The sequence below is a fragment of the Nocardioides sp. NPDC004968 genome (assembly GCF_040608935.1).
Lineage (GTDB): Bacteria > Actinomycetota > Actinomycetes > Propionibacteriales > Nocardioidaceae > Nocardioides.
Genome location: NZ_JBEXJF010000028.1, coordinates 44,775 through 68,970, shown reverse-complemented (window position 1 = coordinate 68,970; position 24,196 = coordinate 44,775). Strand labels below are relative to the sequence as shown.

Below are 24,196 nucleotides of genomic sequence, written 5' to 3'. Positions count from 1 at the left end.
GTCGGCTCGTCATAACGAGCCGACTCGGCGAGGAATGTTGTCAGGATGCGCCGACTCGGCGCCGGGCCGGTCGGATCAGACCGGGACGAGCTCGACGGCACCGACGGCGTAGCGGGCCAGGATGGTGCGGGCGACCTCGGGGTGGGCGCCCATCGGGTCGCTGACCGCGACGGCGCCGGCCTCGAGGGCGAGCTCCTTGGCGCGGTCGGGCAGCTGCCCGGGAGCCAGGAAGAGCATGCCGACGGCGATGTGGCGGCGGCCCTCGGCGCGGAACGCACGGACGGCCTCGCCGGTGGCCGGCGGAGCGGCCGAGGCGTACGCAGCCACGACCGGGAGCTTGTGGTGGGCACCCCAGATCCGGGCCAGGCGGGCGACCGACTGGTTGGCCAGCGAGTCCGAGGAGCCGGCGGCGGCCAGGACGAGCGCGTCGAGCTCGCGCACCCGCGCGGCCTTCAACGACGCCCGGAGCCGCTCGTCGAGCACCTGCAGGAAGACGCTCTCGAGTCCGAGGATCTCGCTGGTGTGGATGCGCAGGCCGGAGTGGCGCGCGGTGGCCTCGGCGATGACCGAGGGTACGTCGACGCGGGCGTGGAACGCCTCGGTCAGGAGCAGGGGTACGACGACGATCTCGTCGTGGCCGGCCTTGACCAGCTTGTCGACGACGGCCTGGAAACGCGGCCGGGAGTGGTCGAGGAAGGCGGCTTCGATGCGGAGGTCGGGGCGCAGGGCGCGTACCTCGGCAATGAGGGCGTTGATGGTCGCGGCTGACTGCGGATCGCGGCTGCCGTGAGCCAGGGCTACCAGAGCGGGAGCTGCCATTGTCTTCATCCTTCGGGTGTTGCGGGTCTGTGTTGCCACGCGGGCGGAAAGTCTGTGATGGGGAGGGTCAGGCGTGGATGCCGCACTCGGTCTTGCCGGTGCCGGCCCATCGCCCGCTGCGCGGGTCCTCGCCGGGGGCTACCCGGCGGGTGCACGGCGCGCAGCCGATCGAGGGATACCCGTCGTAGACGAGCGGGTTTACGAGCACTCCGTTGTCCTCGATATATCGCTCGACCTGCTCGTCGGACCATCGCGCCATCGGCGATACCTTGACCTTCTGGCGCTTGGCGTCCCAGCCGATGACCGGTGCGATGACCCGGTTCTTCGTCTCCGCGCGGCGCAGGCCGGTGGCCCAGGCGTCGTAGGAGGCGAGCGAGTCGGCCAGAGGCTTGACCTTGCGCAGCGCGCAGCACAGGTCGGGGTCGGTCCGGTAGAGGTCCTTGCCGTATTCGGCGTCCTGCTCGGCCACGCTCTGCACGGGCGTGATCGTGAGGAGGTTGACCGGCATCGTCGCCTCGACGGCGTCGCGGGTGCCGATCGTCTCGATGAAGTGGTAGCCGGTGTCGAGGAAGACCACGTCGATCCCGGGTACGACCTTCGAGGCGAGATGAGCCAGGACCGCGTCACCCATGGAGGACGTGATCGCGAACCGCTCGCCGAAGGTGGCGGCGGCCCACTCGATGATCGTCTCGGCCGGGGCGAGCTCGAGCTCGGCTCCCCAGTGGGAGACGATCTCGCGCAGCTCCTCGGGCGTACGTCCCTCGGTGTCCACCGCGCGGTTGGCCCGGGCGGCTGCTGTGCTGACGCTCATCGGTGCGCCTCCTTCGTAGTTGCCCGAGAGATCTGTCCCAGTGACTTCAGCTGGAAGGCGCGCAGGCAGGCGCGGCATTCCCAGGACCCGTGCGTGGCCTCGTGCGGCCACAGGTCGGTCTCGCCACAGAACGGGCAGTGGAACGGGGTGCTTGCACGCTCACTCATGCGGGCACCTCGCTCAAGGCCTTCTCGCCGCGCAGCAGGACCTCGTCGGCCCGTGCGGTCCAGGCCGAGAAGGTCTCGGCCTCCTCGCGGTCGGCCAGGTAGTTGACGACCAGCGCGGAGATGTAGTCGTCGAGCCCGGCCGAGGTGACCTTGTGCGCGCGCAGCTTGCGCCCGAAGTTGGCGGTCAGCCCGGTCGCGCCGCCGAGGTGCACCTGGAAGCCCTCGACCTGGTTGCCCTCGTCGTCGAGGACCAGCTGGCCCTTGAGCCCGATGTCGGCGACCTGGGTCCGTGCGCAGGCGTTGGGGCAGCCGTTGACGTTGACGGTGATCGATGCGTCGAGCTCCGGGAACCGCGACTCGAGCGAGGCGATCAGGTCGCGCGCCCGGTCCTTGGTGTCCACGATCGCGAGCTTGCAGAACTCGATCCCGGTGCAGGCCATCGTGTTCTGGCGCCAGTTGGAGGGCCGGGCCGAGAAGCCGATCGCGTCCAGCGCTGCGACGAGGTCCTCGACGACCGCGGGGTCGACACCGATCAGCACGATCTTCTGGTACGGCGTGAGCCGAGCGCCCTCGACGGCGAACTTCTCCATGACGCCGGCGAGCTCGACCAGGTGCGTGCCGGAGATGCGACCGGCGATCGGGGCAAGACCGACGTACTTCTTGCCGTCCTTCTGGTCGTGGATGCCGACGTGGTCGCGGTGACCCAGGGGCGACTCGGGGGACGGGTTGGAGACGAGCTGACGGTCGAGGTACTCGTTCTCGAGGACCTCGCGGAACTTCTCCTTGCCCCAGTCGGCGACCAGGAACTTCAGCCGGGCCCGCGAGCGGAGCCGGCGGTAGCCGTAGTCGCGGAAGATGCCCGCGACACCGGCCCACACGTCGGCGACCTCGTCGATCGGCACCCACACGCCGAGCTTCTCGGCCAGGCGCGGGTTGGTGGAGAGACCGCCGCCGACCCAGACGTCGAAGCCGGGGCCGTGCTCGGGGTGGACGGTGCCGACGAAGGCGATGTCGTTGATCTCGGGCGCCACGTCGTGGGAGGGGTGGCCGGTCAGCGCGGTCTTGAACTTGCGCGGGAAGTTCGAGAAGGCGGGGTCGCCCAGGTAGCGGGACTCGATCTCGCGCAGCGCCGAGGTGCCGTCGATGATCTCGTCGGCGGCGACGCCGGCGACCGGCGAGCCGAGGAACGGACGCGGCGAGTCGCCGCAGGCCTCGGTCGAGTGCAGCCCGACCTCCTCGAGGCGCGACCAGATCTCCGGGACGCTCTCGATCTCGATCCAGTGGTACTGGATGTTCTCGCGGTCGGTGATGTCGGCGGTGTCCCGCGCGAAGTCGACGCCGATCTGACCCAGGGTGCGCACCGCGGCGGGGGAGAGGAGCTTGCCGTCGGACCGTACGCGCATCATGAAGTAGCGGTCGTCGAGCTCCTCCTCGTCGAGGATGGCGGTCTTGCCGCCGTCGATCCCGGGCTTGCGCTGGGTGTAGAGGCCGAACCAGCGGAAGCGGCCGCGCATGTCGGCCGGGTCGATCGAGTCGAACCCGCGCTTGGAGTAGGTGTAGAGGATCCGGTCGCGAACGTTGAGCGGGTCGTCGTTCTTCTTCGACTCCTCGTTCTTGTTCAGCGGCTCGGTGTAGCCGAGGGCCCACTGGCCCTCGCCCTTCTTGGGGCGGGGGATCTCGGTTCGGGTGGCGCGCTTGGCCTGAAACCGGTTGTCGCTCATGTCAGAGAAACCTTTGCGTCGGTCGTGGACGCACGGCGGAGCAGGGACGTGCTCGCGGCGGGCGCCCGGGATGTCTGTCGGGCGGCGGGCCAGCGGCTCGACGCGGGGGATGCGGAGCGCTGGGCGTCAGTGGCGCCAACAGATCGAGCTGCGGATGCGGCAATAGTCCACGTGGCGTCGAACCACGAGGTGCGCATGTGTTGCAGCAGTGACCATGTCAAGGAGTCTCAGGTAGCGGACGGCCCTCACGCAATCTGGAATCCCGATATATGAGACATCGGTCCGTTATGTGGGACGTTCCCGCTTGTTCACGCGGGCGGTGTGGCCGAGGTCACCATCTGGTCACGGTCTCTTAACCAGGCTGAGCAGTCGGTCATTCCCGTGGGCGGTGATAGAGGACGTACGCAACGCACCGGGCGACCACGATGCTGCTCTCGTCCGCGCGGCTGACTAGGCTGTGACCCATGAGCGATCTGTCTGCCCCGGTGAATTCAGGCACTGTGAGTTCTGCCTACAACCAAGCCCTCGAGGTCATCGCCTCCGTGGAGCCCCGCATCGCCGAGGCGACCAAGCAGGAGCTCGCTGACCAGCGCGCCAGCCTCAAGCTGATCGCGAGCGAGAACTACGCGAGCCCCGCCACGCTGATGACGATGGGCACCTGGTTCTCCGACAAGTACGCCGAGGGCACCGTCGGTCACCGCTTCTACGCCGGCTGCCAGAACGTCGACACCGTCGAGCAGATCGCCGCCGAACACGCCAAGGAGCTCTTCGGCGCCGAGTACGCCTACGTGCAGCCGCACTCCGGCATCGACGCCAACCTGACGGCGTACTGGGCCATCCTCGCCCACCGGGTCGAGGGCCCGTGGCTGGAGAAGATGGCCGTCAAGAACATGAACGAGCTCTCCGAGGCCGACTGGGAGACGCTGCGTGCCGAGCTCGGCAACCAGCGCCTGCTGGGCATGTCGCTGGACGCCGGTGGCCACCTCACCCACGGCTTCCGCCCGAACATCTCGGGCAAGATGTTCCACCAGAACCAGTACGGCACCGACCCGGAGACCGGGCTGCTCGACTACGACTCGCTGCGGGCCAAGGCCAAGGAGTTCCAGCCGCTGATCATCGTGGCCGGCTACTCGGCCTACCCGCGCCGGGTGAACTTCGCCAAGATGCGCGAGATCGCCGACGAGGTCGGCGCCACCCTGATGGTCGACATGGCCCACTTCGCCGGCCTCGTCGCCGGCAAGGTGTTCCAGGGCGAGGAGAACCCGGTTCCTTACGCCGACGTCGTCACCTCGACCTCCCACAAGTCGCTTCGCGGCCCGCGCGGCGGCTTCATCCTGGCCACCGAGGAGTACGCCCCGAGCGTCGACCGCGGCTGCCCGATGGTCCTCGGCGGCCCGCTCAGCCACGTCATGGCCGCGAAGGCCGTCGCCTTCGCCGAGGCGAAGCAGGAGAGCTTCCAGACCTACGCCCAGGAGGTCGCCGACAACGCCAAGTCGCTCGCCGAGGGCTTCCTCAAGCGCGGCGCCAAGCTCGTCACCGGCGGCACCGACAACCACCTCGTCCTGCTGGACGTGACCAGCTTCGGCCTCACCGGCCGCCAGGCCGAGTCGGCGCTGCTCGACTCCGGTGTGGTCACCAACCGCAACTCGGTCCCCTCCGACCCGAACGGCGCCTGGTACACCTCGGGCATCCGCCTCGGCACCCCGGCGCTGACCACCCGCGGCTTCGGCGCCGACGAGTTCGACCGCGTCGCCGAACTCATCGTCGACGTGCTCTCGAAGACGACCCCCGGCACCACGAAGGCCGGCGGCCCGTCCAAGGCGTCCTACGCCATCGAGGACTCGGTCGCCGACAACACCAAGGCCGCCGCGGCGGAGCTGCTCGCGAAGTTCCCGCTGTACCCCGGTCTCGACCTCGCCTGAGCTCGTGCCTGCTCCGAAGCGACCCAGCTCGATCCCCGGCGTCGGGGCCCCTGAGAAGGTGGTCCCGACGGCGGCAGTGCGTGTCGTCGTCGAGGACGAGTGGCCGGCGCTCAAGAAGGTGCGCCTCGCGGCTCTCCAGGACACCCCTCGTGCGTTCTGGGCCTCCTACGACGAGGTGGTGACCTGGCCCGACGAGCGTTGGCGGCTGTGGGCCGCGTCCGGTTCGGCCTACATCGCCTGGCTCGGCGAGAAGCCCTCTGGGCTCGCCGCCGGGATCATCCACGACGACGAGCACCACCTGATCAACATGTGGCTCGCCCCCGAGGCGCGTGGTCACGGTCTCGCCGAGGGACTCATCCTGGCCGTCGCCGGCTGGGCGCGTCGTGACGGTGCCTCTGTGCTGACCCTGTGGGTCGTCGACGGCAACGAGTCCGGGCGCCGCCTCTACGAGCGCCTCGGCTTCGAGCTCACCGGGGAGACGCAGCCGTTCCCCGAGGGCGACCCGCGCACCGAGTCGAAGATGGCGCTCCGCCTCACCTGACCGCGATGGCCGACCCACGAGAAGGCGTCACCCCCGACGGTCTGATCGTCACGGGAGCGCGCCGCGACCGAGTGCAGTCCGCGTACGAGCCGGTCCTGGCGTACGTTCTGGGGCGGGTCGCGCCGGAGGTGTCGGTCCACGTCTACGGCTCGGTCGCCAACGGCACGGCCACCGTGCCCACCTCGGACGTCGATCTGCTGACGATCGGACTCCCGGCGGCGGACGCCTCCGCGCTCGGCGCAAAGGCGTCGGCGGCCTTCGCCGAGATCTGCCGCGGCGTGGAGATCGCCGCTGCGTCCTCCGACGACTACGCCGGGGAGGGCGACGAGGCGTACGGCAACCGGGTCTTCCTGCGGCACTACTGCGCCCATCTCGCAGGCCCCGACCCGGGCGAAGCCCTTCCGGGGTTCCCAGCAGACGCTCGTGCCGCGCGCGGCTTCAACGGCGACATCGGGCGTGCCCTGCGCAGGTGGCGCGCCGCCTTCGGCCGCGACGATCCGAGCGACCTCTCCCGCCGGATCGCGCGCAAGTCACTCCTCGCCGTGGCCGGCCTGGTCAGCGTCCACGACGGCACCTGGACCACCGACCGTCTCGCGGCCGCCGCCCGCTGGAGCGAGATCGAACCGACCCTCGCTCCAGAGCTGCCCAGGCTCCGGACGCTGTGCGACAGCGGCGACGGGACCGCGGATGAGACCGAGGCGCTGCTCGACGGCGACGGCGTGATCGAGTCCATCGCGACCCGCTTCGAGGCGGAGATCGGGCTATGGCAGCCCCGGACTCGGCCCGTGGCGGACGGCGTACGCTCCGGAGGCATGACTCCGGACGAGGTCGACGCCTTCGTGTCCTCGCTCGACGGCTGCCGCCACAAACCGCGCGGCTGGTATGTCCACGACCGCCTGGTCGCCAGGCTGGTCGATGCGAACACTCTGCTCGTAAGGGTCCCGATCGAGCGCCGCGAGGAGCTGGTCGAACGCTGGCCGGACGCCTTCGGCATCCCGCCGAGGCTGGAGGCCCACCACAAGATCGAGGCCTACCTCGACCGCGCCTCCCCGGATGCCGTCCGTGAGGCGATCCGGCTCGCCTGGGAGTTCCAGCGCTACTCCGGCTTGCGCCAGACGGACACGTGACTCGTGGAGTCGTTGGTGAACTCGGAGCGGTCCCAGCCGGCGTACCTCGCCTCGAGCGTCATCCCGGCCAACCGCGCCATCAGGTCGAGCTCGGAGAGCCACACGAACCGGAAGTTGTGTGGCCCGTACCGGAAGCGGCCGTCGGCCTCGCGGGTGTAGTGGTGCGAGATCGCCTGCTGGGTGACCAGGTCGTAGGTGTCGAACCCGAGGTGCGCTGCGGAGACGTCGAACGGGATCGCCGGGCTGCCCGGAGGAAGCCGTCGCAGTGCGGGCACGCCGACCTCGACCAGGAAGCGCCCGCCCGGTGCCAGATGACGGGCGGCGTTGGCGAAGCAGGCGACCTGCTCGTCCTGCGTACGCAGATTCCCGATCGTGTTGAAGACCAGATAGACCAACGAGTACGTCCCCACCCCCGGCGCTTCGGCGGAGGCCATGTCGCCGACGACGACCGGGATCTCCTCCTCGGTGACCTTGCGCCGTAGGACGTCGACCATCGGCTGGGACAGCTCGATGCCGGTGACCGACACCCCCAGCTCCCGCAACGGTACGCCGATCCGGCCCGTCCCGATGGCGAGCTCGAGCGCGGGGCCGCCGTCGGCGAGCTCGGCGAGGAGGCGGGCCACCGGCCCGGTCACCTCGGCTGCGTTGACCCAGTCGTCGGGGTCGTCGTAGCGCTCGGCGTCGTCGCGGGTCCACAGGTCGCTGCTGGTCATGGGCATCGACTCTGCCCGGCGACACATGCGGGGCGCGAACGATTTAAAAGCCTGCCGTCCTGTTCAGAGCCAGGAGTAGCCGACCTCGGGCCGCCCGCCGCTGGGACCGTAACGGACCCCGCGCGCGGCCAGGCCCTTGTCGGCAAGATGTTCGAGGTAGCGCCGCGCCGTCACCCGCGACGCGCCGACGACCGCGGCGACCTCGCTCGCGGACAGGTCACGTTCGGCCTCGCGCAGTGCGGCCGTCACCGCCCGCAGCGTCTCCGCACTCATGCCCTTGGGCAGCGGCGTGCTGCCGGTGGGTCGCAGCGACCCCAGCAGCTGGTCGACCTCGTCCTGGACGACCTCCTCGGGGGCCGCGTCCAGTCGGGCACGATAGTCGGCGTACTGCTCGAGCTTGTCCCGGAACGTCGCGAACGTGAACGGCTTGAGCAGGTAGAGCACGACCCCTTGCACGACGGCCTGCCGCACCACCTTGGTGTCCCGCGCCGCCGTCACCGCGATCACGTCGCACAGGTGCCCGGCGGCGCGCAGCCGGCTGAGCAGCCCGAGCCCGTGCCCGTCGGGCAGGTTCATGTCGAGCAGGATCAGGTCGACCGGGGTGCCTGCGTCGCGGGCCGCATCGAGCGCGCGGACCGCCTCGCGCGCCGACCGCGCGATCCCGGCCAGGGTGAAGCCAGAGACCCGGCCGACGTACGCCGCATGGGCCTCGGCGGCGAGCGCCTCGTCCTCGACGACCAGCACCCTGACGCTCATTCGGCCACCTCTGTCGCGAGGGTGACGGTGAACTCGGCCCCGCCGAGGTGCGAGCGGCCGATGACGACCTCGCCACCGTGACGCCGGGCGATCTGCCCGACCAGCGCGAGACCCAGGCCGCGACCGGTGCCGGGCTCGGCCTTCGTGGTCCAGCCGCGGTCGAGGACGCGTGCCGAGTCGGCGTCGTCCAGGCCGGGTCCGCTGTCGCCCACGCGCACCGTGAGGGTGTCATCGTCACCGGTCAGGTGGACCTCGACCTGGCGGGACTCGAAGCCGGAGACGGCGTCGAAGGCGTTGTCGACGAGGTTGCCCAGCACCGTCACCAGGTCGCGGGGCGGGATGCCCGTGCCCGGCGGCACCTCGCCGACGATGCGGAACTCGACGCCCTGCTCGGCCGCCTCGGCCGACTTGCCGAGCAGGAGCGCCGCCACGACGGGATCCTCGACCGCGCCGACGACCCGGTCGGTGAGGAGCTGGGCGACCTGGAGCTCCTCGGTGGCGAACTCGACCGCGTCCTGCTCGCGGCCCATCTCGATGAGGGAGACCACGGTGTGGAGCCGGTTGGCCGCCTCGTGGTTCTGGGACCGGAGCGACTCGGTGAGGCGGCGTACGACTTCCAGCTCGCCGGTCACCGAGCGCAGCTCGGTGTGGTCGCGCAGCGTCACCACGGCGCCGACCTCGCGGCCGTCCCACAGCGCGGGCGCTGAGGAGACGACGAGGATCCGCTCGCCGGCGAGGTAGAGGTCGTCGGACTCGGCGGTGCGGCCGCGGGCGGCGGCGACCAGTCCGGGCGCCAGGTCGAGATCCTCGATCCGGGTGCCGATCACGTCCTCCGGCAGCGCCAGCAGGCGCCGCGCCTCGTCGTTGACCAGCTGCACGCGCCCCTCCCCGTCGAGCAGGAGCAGACCTTCGCGGACCGAGTGGAGGACGGCGGAGTAGTACTCGTACATCCGGGCCAGCTCACGCTCACCCATGCCATGGGTAAGCCGGTGCAGGCGTCGGCTCAGCAGCCAGGCACCGGTCAGCCCCACGGCCAGCACCAGCGCGCCGCAGAGCAGCACGATCGTGACGTCGCGCTTGAGCCCGCGGTTGATGTCGCTGACCGTGATGCCGACGGACACGAGCGCGACGACCTCGTCGCCGTCCTCGACCGGTACCACCGCGCGGACCGACGGGCCGAGCGTCCCGGTGTACTGCTGGGTGAAGACCTCGCCGTCGGGCGCGCCACCGAGGTCGCCGACGAACTCTCCGCCGATCTGACGCGGATCGGTGTGGGTGTAGCGGGTGCGGTCCAGGTCCATCACCACGACGAAGTCGGTGTCGGTGTCGCGGCGTACCTGCTCGGTCCAGGGCTGGAGGGTCGCCGTCGGGTCCTCGCCGCGCAGCGCCGTGCTGACGGTGGGGGAGTCGGCGACGGTCTGGGCGACGGCCACTGCGCGCTGGGTGGCGCGGCTGTAGGAGTCGCGCTGGGCGTCGTAGGAGGCCATCAGGATGCCGGTGACGACGAGCAACAGCACCGTGGCGAACTGAAGGAGAAGCACCTGCTGGGCCACCGGCCGATCGCGGAGAACGCGGGGGCGGAACGGGTGGACACGGGGCACGACAACATTCTGGACCACCTCCGTTGCGTGGATGTGATCGTGGCCACGAACACAACGAACACAACAGTGACGGTCGTCACGTTCTCCCGGAGAGTTGCCCGAGTTGCCCCGGAGGGCAGGACACACCGGACCAGGAGGAACGATGAGTACGACCACCACTGAGACAAGACCCAAGAAGGACCGGACACACTATCTCTACATCGCGGTGATCGCCGCGGTGGTCCTCGGCATTCTGGTCGGGCTGATCGCCCCGTCGTTCGCGGTGGAGCTGAAGCCGATCGGCACGGCCTTCGTGAACCTGATCAAGATGATGATCCAGCCGATCATCTTCTGCACCCTGGTCATCGGCGTCGGCTCGGTCGCCAACGCGGCCAAGGTCGGCAAGGTCGGTGGCCTGGCGCTGGTCTACTTCATCGTGATGTCCACGGTCGCCCTGGCGATCGGTATGGTCGTCGGCAACATCATCGACCCGGGCACCGGCCTCCAGGTGAGCTCGGACGCGTCCACCGCGGGCCAGGAGGCTGCCTCGGAGGGGCACGCGAGCACGACCGACTTCCTCCTCAGCATCATCCCGACCTCGCTCTTCTCGGCGCTGACGTCCGGTGTGGTGCTGCAGACCCTGCTGGTGGCGCTGCTGGTCGGGTTCGCGCTGCAGCGGATGGGTGAGTCGGGCAAGCCGATCCTCAAGGCGATCACCTTGATCCAGAACCTGATCTTCCGCGTGCTGGCGATGATCATGTGGGCCGCTCCGGTCGGTGCCTTCGGCGCCATCGCCGGCGTCGTGGGGGAGACCGGCATCGACGCCCTGAAGAGCCTCGCCGTGATCATGATCGCCTTCTACATCACCTGCGCGATCTTCGTCTTCGGCATCCTGGGCGTGATCCTCAAGCTGGCCACCGGCGTCAACCTCTTCAAGCTGCTCAAGTACCTCGCCCGCGAGTTCCTGCTCATCCTCTCCACCAGCTCCTCCGAGTCGGCGCTTCCGCGCCTGATCGCGAAGATGGAGCACGCCGGTGTCGAGAAGGCGACTGTCGGTGTCGTGGTCCCCACGGGCTACTCGTTCAACCTGGACGGCACCGCGATCTACCTGACGATGGCCTCGATCTTCATCGCCGACGCGATGGGTGACCCGCTGAGCATCGGCGAGCAGATCGGCCTGCTGCTGTTCATGATGATCGCCTCCAAGGGTGCCGCCGGTGTCACCGGTGCGGGCCTGGCGACCCTGGCCGGCGGGCTTCAGTCCCACCGCCCGGAGATGGTCGACGGGGTCGGGCTCATCGTGGGCATCGACCGGTTCATGTCCGAGGCCCGTGCGCTGACCAACTTCGCCGGCAACTCGGTCGCCACCGTCCTGGTCGGCCACTGGACCAAGACCATCGACCACGGTCAGCTCGACCGTGTCCTGGACGGTCAGGACCCGTTCGACGAGACGACTATGGTCGACGACCACGCCGCCCCGCCTGCGGCAGAGACCGACAAGGCGCTCGTCTAGACCCCACGACACCAGGCCGTACGCCGCGCGGACACGCGCGACGTACGGCCTGGTGTCGTCATCGGTTGCGGTAGAGGATCCGAGCCAGCTCGAACGGCGCGAAACGCCACGAGCCGATCGGCTCGTCGTCGAGCCCGATCCGGCCGAGGGCGGCGACGATCCAGGAGAACGCGAAGCAGCCGATACCGGCGACGGCCCAGATCCCGACCGTACGCCAGGCCAGGTCGCCGCCGAAGGCGCGGAAGATGCCGATGACGGCGGCGACCACGGCGATCGCTGCGATCAGCCAGAAGAGGATCGAGCAGATGACAGCGGCCAACCGGCCGGCCACGGCCAGCGGGTCGCGAGGCGGCTGGTGATGGGGCCCTTGACCGGGGCCTTGATGGGGAGGGTGCGGATAGTTCATTTGGGCGCTGATTCTGGCCTAACTCGGCCGCCGGAGCCACACCGGGCTGGCGGGTCTTCATAGCGCCGGACTGCGTGACAGGTATCGTCCTGCGCGTTCTCGGGTGAGTGTTCGACAATTTGCCGGGGACATCGATGGACCGTAACGACTAATGTTATGGAGATCACATAACGAGGCGCTGCCTCGTGGACCCGACGCGGCCTGCGTGGCACGACTCCGTGGATCAAAACGACGATGGAGGGTGCAATCAGATGCACGTGCGAAAGTGGCAAATCGGAGCAGCAGTCGCAGGTCTACTCGCCGTGACCGGGTGTGGGGTGCCGGGCGGCGGTGGCAACAACGATGCCGGCGACACCGAAGAGGGAGACGGCAGCATCCAGATCCTCGGCGCGATCCCCGAGGGCGAGGCAGTGGGGCTCAACGCGGCCCTCGACACGTTCACCGAGGAGACCGGGATCGAGGTGACCTACACCCCGTCCACGGACTTCACCACCGAGATCCGCACCAAGGTCAACGGAAACGATGCGCCCGACATCGCGTTCTTCCCCCAGCCCGGTCTGGTCGGTGACCTGACCGAGTCGGGTGACACGCTCCCGCTCGATGACCTCATCGACGTCGGCTCGCTCGACGACACCATGATCCCGGGCCTGATGGACTCGGTCGAGATCGACGACAAGACCTATGGCGTCCCGATCCGCGTCTCGATGAAGTCGCTGGTCTGGACCCCGAAGAGCTTCGAGCAGTCCGGCTACACGACGCCCACCACGTGGGACGAGCTGCGGAGCCTCGAGGACCAGATGATCGCCAAGGGCGAGACCCCGTGGTGCCTCGGCGCCGAGGCCGGTGCCGACACCGGCTGGGTCTACACCGACTGGGTCGAGGAGATCGTCCTGCGCCAGGAGGGCCCGGAGTTCTACGACGACTGGGTCTCCCACGAGGTCCCCTTCAACGACCCGAAGATCGTCGATGCGATCGAGACCATGGGCGACATCATCAACAAGCCGAAGAACGTACGCGGCGGGGCCGACGGCACCCTGAGCGAGCCCTTCGGCGACTCGCCGCTGCCGCTCTTCGACGCCAAGCCGGGCTGCGAGATGCACCGCCAGGCCAACTTCATCACCACCTTCTTCCCGAAGGACGTCCAGGCGGACCTGGCCGGCAACGTCGGCGTCTTCGCGCTCCCGGGCAGCATGGAGGGCGGCTTCGAGGGCAACCCGGTCCTCGGCGGCGGTGACATGGCGACCGCCTTCACCAACGACACCGACGTGGTGGAGCTGATGGAGTTCTTCGCGTCCCCCGACTTCGGTGCCGAGTGGGCCCAGGCCGGCGGCTGGCTCTCGCCGAGCACGGAGTTCGACAACTCGCAGTACGCCGACCCGATGTTCGGTGAGATCGCGACCCTGCTGCAGGACGCCGACACGTTCCGCTTCGACGGTTCGGACCTGATGCCCGCGCAGGTCGGCGCCGGCACGTTCTGGAGCGAGATGAACGCCTACGTCGGAGGTGAGAAGAGCGCTCAGGAGGCTGCCGACGCGATCGAGGAGAGCTGGCGAGGATGACCGATGATCCATATCTGAAGATCCTCAACGGCCTGGTAGCGATCGTCCTGGGAGTCGGTGGCACCGCTGCTCTCTACTGGGTGCTCAACTTCCTCTCAGGCCTCCTGCCGGGCAAGTGGGAACGGCGGGTCAAGCCGTACGTCTTCATCGGCCCGGCCATCTTGGTGGTGACCGTCTTCCTGGTCTACCCGGCCGTGATGACCGTGATCTACAGCTTCGCCGACGAAAACAGCATCAACTGGGTCGGGTTCGGCAACTACACGTCGCTCTTCCGGGACGATGAGTTCATCGGCACGTTGGTCAACAACCTGCTCTGGATCCTCATCGTCCCGGCAGGGAGCGTCATCGTCGGCCTGCTCGTGGCGGTGCTGGCGGACCAGCTCAAGGCGTTCCCGGAGCGGGTCGCGAAGTCGGTCATCTTCATGCCGATGGCGATCAGCTTCGTCGGGGCGAGCACGATCTGGGGCTTCGTCTACGCGACCAGGTTCGCGCAGGGCGACAAGCAGATCGGGCTCCTCTCGGCGATCTCGACGAGTCTCGGGTTCGAGCCGGTCGCCTGGCTGCGGATCTCCGACTACAACCTCAACGACCTGCTCCTGATCGTCATCATGATCTGGTTGCAGGCGGGGTTCGCGATGGTGCTGCTCTCCTCGGCGATCAAGGGCGTCCCCGAGGACACCGTGGAGGCGGCGCGCATCGACGGGGCCAGCGAGATCCAGATCTTCTTCAAGGTCGTCGTACCGCAGATCTGGCCGACGGTGATCGTGGTCTTCGTGACCGTCCTCATCCTGGTCCTGAAGGTCTTCGACATCGTCTACGTGATGACTGGAGGCGGCTCGGGCACCTCGGTGCTGGCCAACACCTTCTTCGTGGAGCTCTTCGAGTTCGGTGACGCCGGACGCGCGGCCGCGGTGGTCGTGGTCCTGATGATCGCCGTGATCCCGGTGATGATCTACCAGATGCGCCAGTTCAAGAAGCAGGAGGCCGGTCGATGAGGAGCTTCACCCTCGGCAGCGTTGCTGTTCGTGTGGGCATCGTCCTGCTGTGCGTCCTCTGGTTCATCCCGACGCTGGGTCTGCTGATCTCGTCGTTCCGCGACGAGGCCGACGTGAAGTCGTCGGGCTGGTGGACGGTCATCACTGACCCGTTCTCCCAGTGGACCCTCGACAGCTACACGCAGGTCCTCGAGAGCGGGATGGCGAACGCCTTCGTGAACTCGATCGTCGTCTCCGTCCCCGCGACGGTGCTGCCGATCATGATCGCTGCGTTCGCTGCGTACGCGTTCACGTTCATGCGGTTCCCGGGGCGCAACGTGCTGTTCATGCTGATCGTCGGGTTGCTGGTCGTCCCGCTGCAGGTGGCGTTCGTGCCGCTGCTCAGCTTGTTCAGCGACTACGACCTCAACGGCACCTTCCTCGCGGTGTGGCTGGCCCACACGGCGTTCGGGATGCCGTTGGCGGTCTTCATCCTGCGCAGCTACATGTCGAGCCTGCCGCAGGAGATCATCGAGTCGGCCGAGATCGACGGGGCCTCGCACTTCCAGACCTTCTGGAGGTTGATCGTGCCGATGTCGGTGCCCGCGCTGGCAGCGTTCGCGATCTTCCAGTTCCTCTGGGTCTGGAACGACCTTCTCGTCGCGCTCATCTTCCTCGGGGCTGGTGACAACGAGGTCGTCACGATCACGTTGCGCGACCTGATCGGCGATCGTGGTCAGGAATGGCACCTGCTCACCGCTGGTGCGTTCATCACGATGACGGTGCCGCTGATCGTGTTCTTCTCGCTGCAGCGCTACTTCGTCCGTGGGCTCACGGCCGGGTCCGTAAAGGGCTGAGGACCGGTCCGCACGCGGCGGGCGCCATGTCTCCTTCGAGGCATGGCGCCCGTTTCGCGTCCAGGCGCCTCTACAGGGCCGGCGTCGCCCGCTGCACGACCGCCCTCTGGTCGCCGCCGGCGAGCATGCCGTACGTCCCGCCGTGGCCAGGCAGGCGGCTGGCGCAGAAGATGTCGGCCACCTCGTCGGGGCCGTGCTGGACCAGGAGGCTCCCTTGGAGGAGGGTGGCCATGCTTCCGGCCAGACGCCGGGCTGAGCGCTCCAGCTCCTCGGGACTGGTCATCGACTCGCCCAGCAGGGAGAGGGTGGCGTCGACGGCGCGGTCGTAGCGCCGGTCGGCGCCCTTGGCCCTGCCTACCTCGGTGATCCATGCGTCGAGCACCCCGGGTTCGCGCTGGATGGCACGCAGGACGTCGAGGGCGTTGACGTTGCCGGAGCCCTCCCAGACCGAGTTGAGCGGGGACTCGCGGAAGAGCAGCGGCATCACCGACTCCTCCACGTAGCCGTTGCCGCCCAGGCACTCCAGCGCCTCCGCGACCATCGCCGGGGTGCGCTTGCAGACCCAGAACTTCGCCAGCGGCAGGCCGATGCGGCGCAGAGCCCGCTCGTGCTCGTCGTCGGGTCGGTCGACGGCGGCGGCCAGGCGCATCGCCAGGGTCGTGGCCGCCTCGGACTCGACGGCCAGGTCGGCGACCACGTTCTGCATCAGCGGCTTGCCGGCCAGGGCGCCGCCGAACGCGGAGCGGTGGGCGACGTGCCAGCTCGCCTCGGCCACGGCCCGGCGCATCAGCGAGGCTGAGCCCAGCACGCAGTCGAGGCGGGTGGCGGCGACCATCTCGATGATGGTGCGTACGCCGCGGCCCTCCTCGCCCAGCCGGTAGGCCGTGGTGCCGCGGAACTCGAGTTCGGAGCTGGCGTTGGAGCGGTTGCCGAGCTTGTCCTTGAGCCGCACCACGTCGAGGCGGTTTCGCTCTCCCGAGGGAAGGACACGGGGGAGGAGGAAGCAGGTGAGGCCACTCGGCGCCTGGGCGAGCACGAGGAAGACGTCGTTCATCGGGGCCGAGGTGAACCACTTGTGCCCGTGCAGCTCGTAGACGCCGTCGCCGACGGGATGTGCTTCGGTGATGTTCTGGCGTACGTCCGAGCCGCCCTGCTTCTCGGTCATCCCCATGCCCGCCAGGGCGCCGAGCTTCTCGGCGGGGTCGCGGAGACCGAAGTCGTAGGTCGTCGAGGCGAGCCTCGGCACCCACTCCTCGGCGAGGGACTCGTCGGCGCGGAGCGCGGGGACCGCGGCGTACGTCATGGAGATCGGGCACAGGTGGCCGGGCTCGGTCTGGGACCAGGCCAGGAACCCGGCGGCGCGGCGTACGTGGGCGTGCTCCTCGCCGTTGTCGGCCAAGGCCCAGGGCGCGGCGGCCAGGCCGTGGCCGACGGCCCTGTCCATCAGCCAGTGCCAGGAGGGGTGGAAGGCGACCTCGTCGATCCGGTTGCCGTAGCGGTCGTAGGGGACCAGCTCGGGGTGGAAGCGGTTGGCGAGACGGCCGTGCTCCTGCGCCTCGGCGGTGCCGGCCTCGGCGCCCAACGGGACGAGCGAGTCGAGGGTCTGCTCGCCCGCGTGACGCAGGACTGCCGCCGACAGCGCGGCATCCCCGGTGAGCACGTTGTGACCCGCGAGCGCGGGCGCCTGGTTGGTGACACGGCGGATGTCGGAGGCACTCATGCAACAGACGATAGAGCGCGGCGGATAGGGTCACAGATGTGTCCGAGACATCTGCATTCGCCCCGAAGTGGGCCGGTGTCGAGCAGGTCGCTCTTCCCGAGACGGTGCGGTCGCCGTGGTGGCAGCTCGGGCGGCGGCTGCTGGCGGCGCTGGCGATCCTGGTCGGGACGGTCCTGCTGGTCTATCTCGACCGCGACGCGTACGCCGACAACAACGATCCCACCGGCCAGATCAGCCTGATCGACGCGATCTACTACACGACGGTGACGCTGAGCACGACCGGCTACGGCGACATCGCCCCGGTCGAGGCGCACGCGCGGATGATCAACGCGTTCATCATCACGCCGGCCCGCATCGCCTTCCTGGTGCTGCTGATCGGCACCACTCTCGAGGTCCTCACCAAGCAGGGCCGTGACCTCATCCGAGTCGCTCGCTGGAGGAAGAAGATGTCCCAGCACATCGTCGTCGTCGGTTACGGCACGAAGGGCCGTAGCGCCGTGGAGACGCTGCTCAGCAGCGGAGCGGATCCCGAGGAGTTCGTCGTGGTCGACCCGGACCCGGTGGCTCGCTCGGATGCCCACTCCGACGGGATCGCGGTGGTCACCGGCGATGCGACCCGGCGCGAGGTGCTGATGCGGGCGGGCGTCAAGGACGCCGAGCAGGTCATCATCACCACCAACCGTGACGACTCCAACGTGCTCACGATCCTGACGGTGCGGCAGATCAATCCCGAGGCGTGGATCGTCGCTGCCGCCCGCGAGCGCGAGAACGCGCCGTTGATGAAGCAGTCGGGAGCCGACTCGGTGATCACCTCCGCCGACGCGGTCGGCCGGCTGATGGGTCTGTCCACCATCTCGCCGACCCTGGGGTCGGTCATGGAGGACCTGCTCAACTCCGGCACCGGCCTGGAGGTCTCCGAGCGCGACCTGCTGGTCAACGAGGTCGGCAAGCAGCCGCAGCAGCTGGCCGACCAGGTGATCGCGGTCGTACGCGACGAGAAGGTCTTCCGCTACTTCGACCCGGTCGTCGGCACCCTGTCACGTGGGGACCGGCTGGTCGTCGTGCGGGCCGCGAGGGAGCTGCCCTGGGCGCCGCGTCCGGGGACGCACGGTGAGGACACCGCGGAGGCGTAACACCCGCCGAAATAGAAGTCAGCCGCTGGCGTCTCGGGTCACCAGCGGCTGACATGGAAGAGATTAGCGGATGGTCCGGCGAGCTTCAAAGAGTTGATCTGCACTTTTATGAAGATGGCCCAGATGGGCTATCCCGGGTAGTTCGAGACGGTGGTGCGTGGCGGTTTCGAGGGTGCCCTTCACGCCTGGGATGATGTACGCATGACCGAGGCGCCCCACAGCCCCGGGTCTGCCGACGGGCAGCCGGGTCTTTCCGAGAACGAGAAGCGACTGCTGGACTTCGAGCGCTCGTGGTGGTCGGCCGGCACCGGCCGCGACGACGCGGTCCGGGAGCAGCTCGGGATGAGCGCGGCCGAATACCACCGAGCCGTCAACGACCTGATCGACAAGCCCGAGGCGCTCGCCTATGACGGCGTCCTGGTGCGCCGGCTGCGGCGGCAGCGCGACGCGCGGCGTACGCAGCGCTCGAAGAACCCGCGCTCATAGCCCTCTTGGGTGGTCCGAGTAGCCCAGTCGGGTCATTTGCAGTCTTATGCATTGCAAGTGCTTGCACGTGTTCGGGTTCGTCGGCTAACGTTCATCTTGTCAGCCGCTGGTGACCCGAGACGCCAGCGGCTGACTTCTATTTTGCCGCCCTGCGCCGAGACGTCAGCCGCGCAGGCCGAGACGGCACGCCGCTGCCCAGTCGGCCGACGGCGGTGACGCTTCGGCCGACTTACCTGACGCCTCGGCAGGGGGTGGTCAGTCGCGAGCGGTGAGGATGAGCGGGCCGTCCTCGGTGATCGCGACGGTGTGCTCCATGTGGGCGCCGCGGGAGCCGTCGGCGCTGCGCAGGGTCCAGCCGTCGGGGTCGGTGAAGATCTCGTCGGTGGTGTGCAGGAACCACGGCTCGATCGCGATGACGAGACCGGGCTGCAGCTTGAAGCCGCGGCCGGGGCGACCGTCGTTGGCGATGTGCGGGTCGCCGTGCATGGTGCGGCCGACGCCGTGGCCGCCGAACTGGGTGTTGATCTTGAGGCCCTTCGCGCGGGCGACGCCGGCGATGGCGTGGGAGATGTCGCCGACCTTGTTGCCGACGCGTGCGGCGTCGATGCCGGCGGCGAGCGCCTGGGTGGTGGTCTCGATCAGGTCGAGGTCCTCCTGGCGGGGCGTACCGACGACGACGGAGAGGGCCGAGTCGGAGACCCAGCCGTCGACGCTGGCCGCGAAGTCGACGCTGAGCAGGTCACCGTCCTGCAGCTTGTAGTCGAAGGGCAGGCCGTGCAGCACACCGTCGTTGACCGAGGTGCAGAGCACCTTCCCGAACGGCATCGCACCGAAGCTCGGGTGGTAGTCGATGTAGCAGGACTCCGCGCCGCGGTCCTTGATCATCTTGTGCGCCAGCTCGTCGAGCTCGAGCAGGTTGACACCCACGGCAGCGTGCTCGCGGAGTGCGGTCAGGACATCGGCCACGAATCGGCCGGCGGGCTTCATCTGCTCGATCTGGGTCGGGGTGCGCAGTTCGATCACAGGCACAGCGTATCCTGAGAACGGTTCTCACTAGAATTCAGCGGTGCCTCAGCAGCGAGCATCGCGCAGCGCGGCCGCCTTCGAGGTCAGGAAACGGCGCTCGGCGAGGTTGGTGGCCCGCATCGAGGCCAGATCGTACGCAGCGGCAGCACCGTCCAGGTCGCCGGCGAGCTCGAGCAGATGAGCGCGCACCGCGGGCACCCGCGGATGGTCCGCGAAGCCGTCGGCACCGTTCTGAGCACAGTCGCGCAGGAGCTCGTCGAGCAGCGCGAGCGCGGGACCCGGGCCGTCGGCGTACCCGACCGCGACAGCCTTGTTGAGCGTCACGATCGGACCGGGCGCGACCTTCTCCAACAACCCGTAGAGAGCCGTGATCTGCAGCCAGTCGGTCGCCTCCGCGGTGGGCGCGCGATTGTGGAGCGCGGCGATGGCGGCCTGGATCTGGTAGGTCCCCGGCCGGCCGGTGCCGATGACGGCGTCGACCAGTGCGACCCCCTCGCGGGTGGCCTCGTGGCGCCACAGACTCCGGTCCTGGTCGGCCAGCGGCACGACGGCGCCGTGCGCGTCGATCCGGGCGGGGCGGCGAGCATCGAGCAGCAGCATCAGTGCGAGCAGACCGCCGAGCTCGCCGTGCGCGCTCCCGGTCATCCTGGCGAGCGCGGAGCGGGCGAGGCGGGTCAACCGGATCGCCTCGGCACACAGGTCGACCCGCTGCAGCTGGTCGCCCTCGGTCGCGACGTACCCCTCGTTGAAGAGCAGGTAGAGCACCTTCATCATCGCCGGGATCCGCGCGGCGAGGTCGGCGGCGCCGTCGATCCCGAGCGAGCGCCCCTTGATCGTCGCCTTCGCCCGGGATATCCGCTGCGCCATCGTCTTCTCCGGGACCAGGTAGGCGCTCGCGATCTCCCGGGTGGTGAGCCCGCCGACCGCGCGCAGGGTCAGCGCCACCGCCGAGGCTGGAGTCAGGCTGGGATGGCAGCAGAGCAGGAGTACGTCGAGGGAGTCGTCCCCTCCGTACGTCTCCTGCCCCTCGGGCTCGGCGAGATGGTCAGCCTGCTCGCGGTCGCGTCGGCGCGACTCGCTGCGCTTGGCGTCGATGAGGCGATGCATCGCGGTGGCGATCAGCCAGCCGCGAGCGTTCTCCGGGACGCCGCGCTCCGGCCAGGTGCGTACCGCCTCGACGAGCGCCTCCTGGACGGCATCCTCCGCGGCGTCGAAGTCCCCGCAGCGCCGGGTGACCACGGCGACGACCTGCGGAGTGAGGTCGCGCAAGAGGTCACCCGGCAACGCCTCGGTCACTCGATGCTCGCCTCGCCGAAGGCGATCGTGTCGTCGACCGAGGAGCCGTCGGTGCCGTGGTACATCCGGCGCACCTGGATCGGCTGCTCGATCGGCCGCCCGCCCGGGCCGGGGGCAGCGGAGTAGAGCCCGGCGATCTCCAGGGCGCGTTCCCGGGTCTCGGCGTCGATGATCATGTAGCCGGCGACCCACTCCTTGAACTCCTGGAACGGCCCGTCGGTGACGGTCTTGTCGGTGCCGTCGGAGGTCACCACGAACGCCTGGTCGGGCGGCGTCAGGGCCTCGACGTGCACGAGTTCGCCGGACTCGGTCAGGGCCTTGTTGAGCGCTTCGTAGTAGCTCATGTGGCCTTGCACCTCCTCCGGCTTCCACCCGGCCATCCCGCCGGGAGTCTCGTCGGTGCCGCCTTGGTAGTCGAGGATCATCAGGTAGCGAGGCATGTCCTCACCCTTCCACTTCGGGCGCTCCTTGTAAGCGCCATTCACGAGGGGAACGGAGCCGGCGGCCCGATAACTACATGCTTCGGCGTACGACTTCGGCGTAGTTTTCTCGCCGTGCTGAAGGCCTATGACGAACAGCTGCGAACCGATGCCGAGACCTCCGGGGCGGTGTCGGTGACCCGGCACGGACCGCTGCGCCTGGCGACCTTCGGTGGTGGGCGCGGATTCATCTCCTACCAAGATCTCGGCGGGGCCGACGCAGCCGGCGTCGAGGAGCTGGTCGCCGCGGCGGTCGCGCACTTCGACGCCGACCCGGCGATCGAGGAGGTCGAGTGGAAGACCCGCGGCCACGACCACGCCCCGGGGCTGCACGACACGCTGCTGCGGCACGGCTTCGTGCCGGACGAGCCGGAGTCGATCATGGTCGGCGAGGCTGCGCTGCTGGCCGTCGAGGTGCCTCTGCCGGACGGGATCGGCCTGCGTGCCATCACCAGCGAGCAGGACGTACGCGCCGCCAGCATCGTGCAGGACGGCGTCTTCGGGTCGCCGCCCTCGGAGGCTCGGGTCGAGAGCCAGCTGCGTGGGATCGCGGCGGGGGAGAGCGAGATGTGGGTCGCCGAGGCGGACGGCGAGATCGTCAGTGCCGGCCGTATCGACATGGTGCCGGGAACGGAGTTCGCCGGCATCTGGGGTGGAGCGACGCTGGAGAAGTGGCGCGGCCGCGGCATCTACCGCGCCCTCACCGCCGCTCGAGCCCGGACCGCCATCGCGCGGGGCAAGCGCTACATCCACAGCGACTCCACCGAGTTCTCCCGGCCGATCCTGGAGCGCTCGGGGCTGGCGAAGGTCGGCACCACGACGCCCTACGTCAGGCGCAGCCCCCGGCGATCAGGGAGCGACTGACGCGTCCTGCCCCGAGCGGACCAGCGACTCGGCGATCCGTCCGCTCGACTTCAGGTCCTCGACCAGCTCGTGCACGAAGCTCAAGGTGGCAGGACGATGGTCGCGCGCGACCGCCACGGCCTGGCGGATCTCCATGAACCGCGGCTCGACCAGCCGCAGACCGGGGTCGGCGTCGACGTGCCGGGTGAGGGGCTGCCGGATCCCGGCGGCGACGTCGAGACCGTGCTCGCGGAAGGCGTCGATCCCGTCGGCGCCGCGTACGACCTCGGCGTTCTCCAGCGTGCGGGTCAGGAAGAGGTCGTAGGCCGAGCCCTCCTTCACGCCGACCCGGACGCCCGGGCGGTCGACGTCGTCCGCGGTCCGGATCGGGGAGTCGGCCGCGACGGCGTAGATCCCCTCGATGAGGACGTACGGCGCGGTGAACTCGACCTCGGCGGCCCGGGCGGGCTCGACCGCGAGGAAGGCGACGTCGGCAGCCCCGGTCCGCAGCGCCTTGAAGGACTTGCGGGCGGCGTCGAAGCACTGGAAGGAGACCGGTACGCCGAGCCGGCTCGCCAGCTCCCGGGCGATGTCCACGGTGACCCCGCTCGGCGCCTCGGGCGTGCCCTGGGCGAGGACCGGGTTGCCGAGGTTGATCGAGGCGCGCAGGGTTCCGGTCGGTGCCAGATCGGCGGCGAGCTGGATCGGGTCAGGCATCAGGGTCCTTCGGCAGGAGAGTACGGATCGGGTCACCGGCCAGCCAGGCGGCGATGTCCTCGACGGCGCCACCGTAGAACCGGCGGTAGTTGTCCTCGGTGACGTAGCCGAGGTGCGGCGTCGCGACCACGTTCGGGAGATGGCGCAGCACGTCGTCGGCGGGCAGCGGCTCGACGTCGAAGACGTCCAGACCCGCTCCGGCGATCGTGCCCGAGCCGAGGTGGGCGATGAGCGCCTCGGTGTCGACCAGCCCGGCGCGCGAGGTGTTGACCAGGTGGGCGGTCGGCTTCATCGAGGCCAGGTCGGCATGTCCGACGATGTGTCGCGTGGTCTCTGACAGCACCAGATGGAGCGAGACGATGTCGCTGGTCTCGAACAGGGTGGCCTTGTCGACCGCGCGCACCCCGAGCGGCTCGGCGCGTTCGGCGGTGAGGTGGGGGCTCCAGGCGATCACCTCCATCCCGAACGCCTGCCCGACGGCCGCGACCCGGGCCCCGATCTTGCCGAGCCCGAGCAGGCCGAGCGTCCGGCCGTGCAGGTCGCTCCCGACGGTCCGCTGCCAGCCGTGACCGGTCGCCTCGGTCACGACGTGGCGGGTCAGCGCGTGGATCAGTGCCCAGGTCAGCTCGACCGGCGGATGCGGGCTCGACGGAGTGCCGCACACCGTGACCCCGAGCCGAGCCGCCGCGGCGAGATCGATCGAGGCGTTGCGCATCCCGGTCGTGACCAGCAGCTTCAGGTCCGTCAGCCGCTCCAGGACGGCCGCCGGGAGCGGCGTACGCTCCCGCATCGCCACCACGATCTCGGCGCCGTCGAGCGCCCGGACCAGCGCGTCCGGCCCGAGGTGCTCGGTCAGCGAGGTCACCTCGACCCCGTCGAGAGAGTCCCACGCGGCGTACGTCCTCGCCACGTCCTGATAGTCGTCGAGAATCACACAGCGCACGATCGCAACCTATCGGGTAGCTGGTGTTCTGCTGTGGGCAGATCTGCCTGCGGCAGATTCGCTGGAATCCGGCGTACGCCTGGATCA

The 24,196-nt window shown here is 69.2% G+C and carries 24 protein-coding genes; 10 read left to right on the top strand and 14 right to left on the bottom strand.

Going from position 1 to position 24,196, the window contains the following annotated elements; genetic code table 11:
- Positions 1 to 75 precede the first annotated feature (75 nt).
- The 4 genes from ABZU72_RS21500 to ABZU72_RS21485 form a co-directional block, all read right to left on the bottom strand.
- Positions 76 to 819, bottom strand: a complete 744-nt coding sequence (locus ABZU72_RS21500) for a CbiX/SirB N-terminal domain-containing protein (RefSeq protein ID WP_179658395.1) — start codon at positions 817 to 819, stop codon at positions 76 to 78.
- Between the two features lie 67 nt (positions 820 to 886).
- Complete coding sequence (locus ABZU72_RS21495; RefSeq protein ID WP_141792939.1) at positions 887 to 1,630, bottom strand: phosphoadenylyl-sulfate reductase; 744 nt, start codon at positions 1,628 to 1,630, stop codon at positions 887 to 889.
- A complete protein-coding gene (locus ABZU72_RS21490; RefSeq protein ID WP_350659041.1) occupies positions 1,627 to 1,797 on the bottom strand; it encodes a hypothetical protein in 171 nt (56 codons plus the stop codon). The genes ABZU72_RS21495 and ABZU72_RS21490 overlap by 4 nt, the downstream gene beginning before the upstream one ends.
- A complete protein-coding gene (locus ABZU72_RS21485; RefSeq protein ID WP_355020840.1) occupies positions 1,794 to 3,518 on the bottom strand; it encodes a nitrite/sulfite reductase in 1,725 nt (574 codons plus the stop codon). The genes ABZU72_RS21490 and ABZU72_RS21485 overlap by 4 nt, the downstream gene beginning before the upstream one ends.
- Before the next feature lie 464 nt (positions 3,519 to 3,982).
- On the opposite strand from ABZU72_RS21485, the gene ABZU72_RS21480 reads away from it, so the two are divergent.
- The 3 genes from ABZU72_RS21480 to ABZU72_RS21470 are packed head-to-tail and all read left to right on the top strand — an operon-like array spanning position 3,983 to position 7,108.
- Entirely contained in the window at positions 3,983 to 5,440 is a 1,458-nt protein-coding gene (locus ABZU72_RS21480) for a glycine hydroxymethyltransferase (RefSeq protein WP_355020839.1), read from the top strand.
- Between the two features lie 4 nt (positions 5,441 to 5,444).
- Positions 5,445 to 5,981 (top strand): GNAT family N-acetyltransferase, encoded by a 537-nt coding sequence (locus ABZU72_RS21475; protein WP_355020838.1) that lies wholly within the window; start codon positions 5,445 to 5,447, stop codon positions 5,979 to 5,981.
- A 5-nt stretch (positions 5,982 to 5,986) separates the two neighbouring features.
- The gene (locus tag ABZU72_RS21470) at positions 5,987 to 7,108 is read left to right on the top strand and encodes a hypothetical protein (protein ID WP_355020837.1); all 1,122 of its coding nucleotides are present in this window, start codon (positions 5,987 to 5,989) and stop codon (positions 7,106 to 7,108) included.
- Here ABZU72_RS21470 and ABZU72_RS21465 read toward each other — a convergent pair.
- The 3 genes from ABZU72_RS21465 to ABZU72_RS21455 all read right to left on the bottom strand — a co-directional run bounded on the left by ABZU72_RS21465 (position 7,078) and on the right by ABZU72_RS21455 (position 10,178).
- Positions 7,078 to 7,821, bottom strand: coding sequence for a class I SAM-dependent methyltransferase (locus ABZU72_RS21465; protein WP_355020836.1), 744 nt, complete (start codon positions 7,819 to 7,821; stop codon positions 7,078 to 7,080). The genes ABZU72_RS21470 and ABZU72_RS21465 overlap by 31 nt on opposite strands.
- A 63-nt stretch (positions 7,822 to 7,884) precedes the next feature.
- The gene (locus ABZU72_RS21460; RefSeq protein ID WP_355020835.1) at positions 7,885 to 8,577 is read right to left on the bottom strand and encodes a response regulator; all 693 of its coding nucleotides are present in this window, start codon (positions 8,575 to 8,577) and stop codon (positions 7,885 to 7,887) included.
- Positions 8,574 to 10,178: a sensor histidine kinase gene (locus ABZU72_RS21455; RefSeq protein ID WP_355020834.1), complete on the bottom strand. Its 1,605-nt coding sequence runs from the start codon at positions 10,176 to 10,178 to the stop codon at positions 8,574 to 8,576. The genes ABZU72_RS21460 and ABZU72_RS21455 overlap by 4 nt, the downstream gene beginning before the upstream one ends.
- Before the next feature lie 142 nt (positions 10,179 to 10,320).
- On the opposite strand from ABZU72_RS21455, the gene ABZU72_RS21450 reads away from it, so the two are divergent.
- Positions 10,321 to 11,670 (top strand): cation:dicarboxylase symporter family transporter, encoded by a 1,350-nt coding sequence (locus tag ABZU72_RS21450; protein ID WP_355020833.1) that lies wholly within the window; start codon positions 10,321 to 10,323, stop codon positions 11,668 to 11,670.
- 58 nt (positions 11,671 to 11,728) lie between these two features.
- Here the strand turns inward: ABZU72_RS21450 and ABZU72_RS21445 are convergent, their stop codons facing one another.
- Complete coding sequence (locus ABZU72_RS21445) at positions 11,729 to 12,001, bottom strand: hypothetical protein (RefSeq protein ID WP_355020832.1); 273 nt, start codon at positions 11,999 to 12,001, stop codon at positions 11,729 to 11,731.
- Positions 12,002 to 12,378: 377 nt separating this feature from the next.
- On the opposite strand from ABZU72_RS21445, the gene ABZU72_RS21440 reads away from it, so the two are divergent.
- The 3 genes from ABZU72_RS21440 to ABZU72_RS21430 are packed head-to-tail and all read left to right on the top strand — an operon-like array spanning position 12,379 to position 15,466.
- Positions 12,379 to 13,635, top strand: coding sequence for an extracellular solute-binding protein (locus ABZU72_RS21440; protein ID WP_355020831.1), 1,257 nt, complete (start codon positions 12,379 to 12,381; stop codon positions 13,633 to 13,635).
- Positions 13,632 to 14,630 carry a sugar ABC transporter permease gene (locus ABZU72_RS21435; RefSeq protein WP_355020830.1) on the top strand — a complete coding sequence of 333 codons (999 nt, stop codon included), beginning with the start codon at positions 13,632 to 13,634 and terminating at the stop codon, positions 14,628 to 14,630. The genes ABZU72_RS21440 and ABZU72_RS21435 overlap by 4 nt, the downstream gene beginning before the upstream one ends.
- Positions 14,627 to 15,466 carry a carbohydrate ABC transporter permease gene (locus ABZU72_RS21430; RefSeq protein WP_355020829.1) on the top strand — a complete coding sequence of 280 codons (840 nt, stop codon included), beginning with the start codon at positions 14,627 to 14,629 and terminating at the stop codon, positions 15,464 to 15,466. Before ABZU72_RS21435 ends, ABZU72_RS21430 begins: the two co-directional genes overlap by 4 nt.
- Before the next feature lie 70 nt (positions 15,467 to 15,536).
- Here ABZU72_RS21430 and ABZU72_RS21425 read toward each other — a convergent pair whose 3' ends face one another.
- Positions 15,537 to 17,186 (bottom strand): acyl-CoA dehydrogenase family protein, encoded by a 1,650-nt coding sequence (locus tag ABZU72_RS21425; protein WP_355020828.1) that lies wholly within the window; start codon positions 17,184 to 17,186, stop codon positions 15,537 to 15,539.
- 38 nt (positions 17,187 to 17,224) lie between these two features.
- On the opposite strand from ABZU72_RS21425, the gene ABZU72_RS21420 reads away from it, so the two are divergent.
- Positions 17,225 to 18,319: a potassium channel family protein gene (locus tag ABZU72_RS21420; RefSeq protein WP_355020827.1), complete on the top strand. Its 1,095-nt coding sequence runs from the start codon at positions 17,225 to 17,227 to the stop codon at positions 18,317 to 18,319.
- A gap of 201 nt (positions 18,320 to 18,520) precedes the next feature.
- The gene (locus tag ABZU72_RS21415; RefSeq protein WP_355020826.1) at positions 18,521 to 18,805 is read left to right on the top strand and encodes a DUF3263 domain-containing protein; all 285 of its coding nucleotides are present in this window, start codon (positions 18,521 to 18,523) and stop codon (positions 18,803 to 18,805) included.
- 255 nt (positions 18,806 to 19,060) lie between these two features.
- Here the strand turns inward: ABZU72_RS21415 and map are convergent, their stop codons facing one another.
- Genes map through ABZU72_RS21400 form a run of 3 tightly spaced genes read right to left on the bottom strand, consistent with a single transcriptional unit; the run spans position 19,061 to position 21,612 of the window.
- On the bottom strand, positions 19,061 to 19,828 hold the full coding sequence (gene map / locus ABZU72_RS21410; RefSeq protein WP_350659017.1) for a type I methionyl aminopeptidase: 768 nt from the start codon (positions 19,826 to 19,828) through the stop codon (positions 19,061 to 19,063).
- Positions 19,829 to 19,876: 48 nt separating this feature from the next.
- Complete coding sequence (locus ABZU72_RS21405; RefSeq protein ID WP_355020825.1) at positions 19,877 to 21,127, bottom strand: sigma-70 family RNA polymerase sigma factor; 1,251 nt, start codon at positions 21,125 to 21,127, stop codon at positions 19,877 to 19,879.
- Complete coding sequence (locus ABZU72_RS21400) at positions 21,124 to 21,612, bottom strand: YciI family protein (RefSeq protein WP_355020824.1); 489 nt, start codon at positions 21,610 to 21,612, stop codon at positions 21,124 to 21,126. Before ABZU72_RS21400 ends, ABZU72_RS21405 begins: the two co-directional genes overlap by 4 nt.
- A 69-nt stretch (positions 21,613 to 21,681) precedes the next feature.
- Here ABZU72_RS21400 and ABZU72_RS21395 point away from each other — a divergent pair, with 69 nt between their 5' ends.
- Positions 21,682 to 22,470 (top strand): GNAT family N-acetyltransferase, encoded by a 789-nt coding sequence (locus ABZU72_RS21395; RefSeq protein ID WP_355020823.1) that lies wholly within the window; start codon positions 21,682 to 21,684, stop codon positions 22,468 to 22,470.
- On the opposite strand, the gene ABZU72_RS21390 is transcribed toward ABZU72_RS21395, so the two are convergent.
- Both ABZU72_RS21390 and ABZU72_RS21385 read right to left on the bottom strand, forming a co-directional pair.
- Positions 22,456 to 23,166 (bottom strand): transporter substrate-binding domain-containing protein, encoded by a 711-nt coding sequence (locus ABZU72_RS21390; protein WP_355020822.1) that lies wholly within the window; start codon positions 23,164 to 23,166, stop codon positions 22,456 to 22,458. The two genes, ABZU72_RS21395 and ABZU72_RS21390, sit on opposite strands and share 15 nt — an antisense overlap.
- The gene (locus ABZU72_RS21385; RefSeq protein WP_355020821.1) at positions 23,159 to 24,109 is read right to left on the bottom strand and encodes a D-2-hydroxyacid dehydrogenase family protein; all 951 of its coding nucleotides are present in this window, start codon (positions 24,107 to 24,109) and stop codon (positions 23,159 to 23,161) included. Before ABZU72_RS21385 ends, ABZU72_RS21390 begins: the two co-directional genes overlap by 8 nt.
- Positions 24,110 to 24,196 lie beyond the last annotated feature (87 nt).

What these genes read in the sequence shown, in the direction of transcription:
- ABZU72_RS21465 (WP_355020836.1), bottom strand. Translation starts at nt 7,821, where the DNA reads ATGACCAGCAGCGACCTGTGGACCCGCGACGACGCCGAGCGCTACGAC.
- ABZU72_RS21390 (WP_355020822.1), bottom strand. Translation starts at nt 23,166, where the DNA reads ATGCCTGACCCGATCCAGCTCGCCGCCGATCTGGCACCGACCGGAACC.
- ABZU72_RS21435 (WP_355020830.1), top strand. Translation starts at nt 13,632, where the DNA reads ATGACCGATGATCCATATCTGAAGATCCTCAACGGCCTGGTAGCGATC.
- ABZU72_RS21430 (WP_355020829.1), top strand. Translation starts at nt 14,627, where the DNA reads ATGAGGAGCTTCACCCTCGGCAGCGTTGCTGTTCGTGTGGGCATCGTC.
- ABZU72_RS21425 (WP_355020828.1), bottom strand. Translation starts at nt 17,186, where the DNA reads ATGAGTGCCTCCGACATCCGCCGTGTCACCAACCAGGCGCCCGCGCTC.
- ABZU72_RS21485 (WP_355020840.1), bottom strand. Translation starts at nt 3,518, where the DNA reads ATGAGCGACAACCGGTTTCAGGCCAAGCGCGCCACCCGAACCGAGATC.
- ABZU72_RS21450 (WP_355020833.1), top strand. Translation starts at nt 10,321, where the DNA reads ATGAGTACGACCACCACTGAGACAAGACCCAAGAAGGACCGGACACAC.
- ABZU72_RS21500 (WP_179658395.1), bottom strand. Translation starts at nt 819, where the DNA reads ATGGCAGCTCCCGCTCTGGTAGCCCTGGCTCACGGCAGCCGCGATCCG.
- ABZU72_RS21480 (WP_355020839.1), top strand. Translation starts at nt 3,983, where the DNA reads ATGAGCGATCTGTCTGCCCCGGTGAATTCAGGCACTGTGAGTTCTGCC.
- ABZU72_RS21460 (WP_355020835.1), bottom strand. Translation starts at nt 8,577, where the DNA reads ATGAGCGTCAGGGTGCTGGTCGTCGAGGACGAGGCGCTCGCCGCCGAG.
- ABZU72_RS21490 (WP_350659041.1), bottom strand. Translation starts at nt 1,797, where the DNA reads ATGAGTGAGCGTGCAAGCACCCCGTTCCACTGCCCGTTCTGTGGCGAG.
- ABZU72_RS21495 (WP_141792939.1), bottom strand. Translation starts at nt 1,630, where the DNA reads ATGAGCGTCAGCACAGCAGCCGCCCGGGCCAACCGCGCGGTGGACACC.
- ABZU72_RS21415 (WP_355020826.1), top strand. Translation starts at nt 18,521, where the DNA reads ATGACCGAGGCGCCCCACAGCCCCGGGTCTGCCGACGGGCAGCCGGGT.
- ABZU72_RS21470 (WP_355020837.1), top strand. Translation starts at nt 5,987, where the DNA reads ATGGCCGACCCACGAGAAGGCGTCACCCCCGACGGTCTGATCGTCACG.